The sequence below is a fragment of the Asanoa sp. NPDC050611 genome (assembly GCF_040654855.1).
Taxonomy (GTDB): Bacteria; Actinomycetota; Actinomycetes; order Mycobacteriales; family Micromonosporaceae; genus Asanoa.
In genome coordinates, this window is record NZ_JBFAIU010000533.1 from 1 (window position 1) to 3,413 (window position 3,413).

Here is a 3,413-nt window from a genome sequence, read left to right on the forward strand (position 1 = left end):
GGTCTGCACCGACCGCGCCTGAGCCGGCGCCGCCGGCTCGGGCTCGACCATCGGCTCCGCCACCGGCAGCCGCACCACCGCCCGCAGCCCGGGCGACGCGTCCGTGAGCGCCACGGTGCCGCCGTGCCGGGCCACCAGCTCCCGCACGATCGACAACCCGAGCCCGGCCCCACCGGCGTCCCGCGCCCGGGCGTCGTCGAGCCGGGTGAACCGGTCGAACACCCGCTCGCGGTCGGCCTCCGGCACGCCGGGACCGTCGTCGCGCACGGCGATCTCGACCCGCTCCCCGACGACGGCGGCCGACAGCTCGACCCGACTCCGGGCGTGCCGCACCGCGTTGTCGAGCAGGTTGGCCACCACCCGGTCCAGCGCCGCCTCGTCGCCCACGATCCACGGCGCACCCTCGACCGGCAGCAGGGTCACGGTGCCCGGGTAGCGGGCGGCCACGGCCGCGAGCAGCGCGCCGACGTCGACGGGCCCGGTCACCGGGTCGGGCCGCCAGCCCTGGTCGTCGGAGCGGGCCAGCAGCAGCAGGTCGTCGACCAGGCGGCCGAGCCGGCGCACGTCGGCCAGCAGCTCCTCGGTGTCGGGCGGGTCGCCGATCCGCTGCGCCACCTCGAGCTGGGTGCGCAGGTTGGCCAGCGGCGACCGCAGCTCGTGGGCGGCGTCGGCGACGAACGTCCGTTGCCGTGCCCGGGACCGCTCCAGCCGGGCCAGCATGCCGTTGAGGGTCACCGCCAGCCGGTGGATCTCGTCGCGCGACTCGGGCACGGGCAGCCGGTCGGTCCGGGCGTTGTCGTTGATCGCCTCAGCACCCGAGCGCAACGCCTCGACAGGCCGCAGGGTGGCGCCGATGGCCCGCCACGCGATCGCCGCGAGCAGCACCACCAGCAGGGGGTACGCGATCAGCAGGGAGTGCTTGAGCAGGTCGACGGCGCGGGTCAGGTCACCGAGGGACTTGGCGACCAGCACGGTCCGCGGCTCGGCGGCCGTCCCGGCGGGCACCGCGACCACCTGCACGGGCCCCGAGACGCCGATCCGCTCGCCGGGGATGTAGACGCTCTTCGGCTCCTGTGCGTCCCGCGCCGGGCGCTCACCCGGATAGAGGAACGGCACGAGCCGGTCGGCGCCCAGCGACGCGGCCACCACCCGGCCCTGTCCGTCGATCACCTGGGCGCGGACGTCGTCGCCGGAGACCGGCAGTGGGTCCGGCAGCGAGTCGTTGGCGATCAGGTCGGCCATCCCGGACGCGGTCCTGGCCGCCGTCTCCTCCGCGCCCCGGTGCAGCGTGCTGCCGAGCACCGAGACCAGCAGGATCCCGCCGACCAGCAGGCCGCACACCAGGCCGGAGACGCCCAGCAGCATCAGCCGGGCGCGCAGGCTCAGCCGCCGCCAGGCCCGGATCATGTCGCCAGCCGGTAGCCGGCGCCGCGGACGGTCTCCAGACGCTCGCGGCCGAGCTTGCGGCGCAGGTAGCCGACGTAGACCTCGACCGCGTTGGGCGCGGTGTCCAGGCTGGCGTCCCAGACGTGGTCGAGCAGCTCGGTCTTGGAGACCACCTCGCCACGCCGGCGCATCAGGTATTCGAGGAGGGCGAACTCGCGCGCGGTCAGGCCGACCGACTCGCCGCCCTGGGTCACCGTGCGCTGCGCCGGGTCGAGCTTGAGGTCGCCGGCCTCCAGCACCGCCGGCCGGGCCGGCGCGCCGCGGCGCAGCAGCGCCCGGAGGCGGGCCAGCAGCACCACGTACGAGAACGGCTTGGTGAGGTAGTCGTCGGCGCCGCAGTCGAGGCCGTCGGCCTGGTCATACTCGCCGTCCTTGGCCGAGAGCATCAGCACCGGCAGCCAGTTGTCCTCGGCCCGCAGCGCGCGGACCACCCGGTAGCCGGACAGGCCGGGCAGCATCACATCGAGGATCATGGCGTCGTACTCGCCGTGCCGGGCCAGCTCCAGCCCGGTCGGGCCGTCGCCCGCGACGTCGACCGCGAAGCCCTCCGCCTGCAGCCCGCGCTGCAGCGCCGACGCGAGCCGCGCCTCGTCCTCGACCACCAGCAACCGCACCAGCAAAGCGTGCCATCCCGGGGGCGTCCCGGCCCAGTGCTCTCAGCGGCGTCACAGCCGGCGCACGGCATCATGTTTCGCAGGAGGTACCCACCCATGTCTGTCCTGACCAAACGTCCGGTGCTGCGCTGGCTGGTCCCCGCGACCGCCGCGGCCGCGGTCATCGGTGGCGGCGCCGCAGTGGCCACCGTCGCCGGCGCGGCCGACCCGACCCTCCCCGAGCGGTCCGCCGCCCAACTCCTAGTCGACCTGCAGACCGCCCGCCTCGACGGCCTGTCCGGCACCGTCGTGCAGCGGGCCGACCTCGGCCTCCCGCCGATCGTCAGCCTCGCCGGCATGCTCGGCGACGACAACCTGGCCTCGCTCGTCGACGGCCAGCACACGCTGCGGGTCTGGTACGCCGGCCCGGACAAGGCACGCGTCTCCCTGCTCGGCGGCAACGCGCAGACCGACGTGATCAAGAACGGCACGGACGCCTGGATCTGGAGCAGCCGCGCCAAGACGGCCACCCACGCGAAGATCGACGTCGACGGCGACCACGGGGCGCCGCCGGCCGGCGTTCCCGCCTCCCCGCAGGAGGCCGCCGATCTGGCGCTCAAGGCGATCGAGCCGAGCACCCAGGTGAGCGTCGGGCGGACGACCAAGATCGCCGGGCGCGACGCGTACGAGCTGAACCTGATCCCGAAGGACCACGCCTCGCTGGTCGGCCAGGTGTCCATCGCGATCGACGCGGCCGAGCACGTGCCGCTGCGGTTCCGGCTCTACCCGAGCGCCTCCGACAAGCCGGCGTTCGAGGTCGCGTTCACGATGGTCAGCTTCGACCGCCCCGACGACGCGCAGTTCGTCTTCAACCCGCCGGCCGGCACCAAGGTCACCGAGGCGGGCGACCAGCTGAAGGGCGAAGAGGCCCGCAAGCAGGTCGAGGCGCACAAGCAGGAGCTGGCCAAGGAGCTCGCCAAGCAGCCCGCCGCCGCCCGCCCGCAGATCATCGGCGAAGGCTGGACCACGGTGGTCATGGCCAAGGTCGACACCAAGCAGGAGGGCGCCGACGCGCCGCAGATCAGCGCCCTGCTCGGGCAGCTGCCGAAGGTCAGCGGCGCCTGGGGCAGCGGCCGGCTGTTCACCAGCCGGATCGCCACCGGCCTGCTCACCGACGACGGCCGCGTGTTCTTCGGCGCGGTCAGCCCCGACAAGCTCTACGAGGTCGCGGCCACGCACCGCTGACCACACGCGTCACCGGAGCGCCCGATCCCACGGTTGCGACGAACGGCCCGCCACGCAAGAAAGATGGGTCCTCGGGAGGGGGAGAAACCCAGCGATACAGAAGCAACCACACCGCGACACACCCCCCCC

The 3,413-nt window shown here is 74.1% G+C and carries 3 protein-coding genes; 1 reads left to right on the forward strand and 2 read right to left on the reverse strand.

Going from position 1 to position 3,413, the window contains the following annotated elements:
- Both AB0H87_RS39675 and AB0H87_RS39680 read right to left on the reverse strand, forming a co-directional pair.
- Nucleotides 1-1,407, reverse strand: a 1,407-nt coding sequence (locus AB0H87_RS39675; protein WP_360158310.1) for an ATP-binding protein, incomplete at its 3' end; no start/stop codon positions are given.
- A complete protein-coding gene (locus tag AB0H87_RS39680) occupies nucleotides 1,404-2,060 on the reverse strand; it encodes a response regulator transcription factor (RefSeq protein WP_360158313.1) in 657 nt (218 codons plus the stop codon). The genes AB0H87_RS39675 and AB0H87_RS39680, both read right to left, overlap by 4 nt.
- Before the next feature lie 96 nt (nucleotides 2,061-2,156).
- Between AB0H87_RS39680 and AB0H87_RS39685 the strand changes: the two genes are divergently transcribed.
- On the forward strand, nucleotides 2,157-3,284 hold the full coding sequence (locus AB0H87_RS39685) for a hypothetical protein (RefSeq protein ID WP_360158316.1): 1,128 nt from the start codon (nucleotides 2,157-2,159) through the stop codon (nucleotides 3,282-3,284).
- Nucleotides 3,285-3,413: the final 129 nt, after the last annotated feature.

Bases quoted from the DNA above. Each gene is read 5' to 3' on its own strand.
- AB0H87_RS39685 (WP_360158316.1), top strand. From the start codon at position 2,157: ATGTCTGTCCTGACCAAACGTCCGGTGCTGCGCTGGCTGGTCCCCGCG.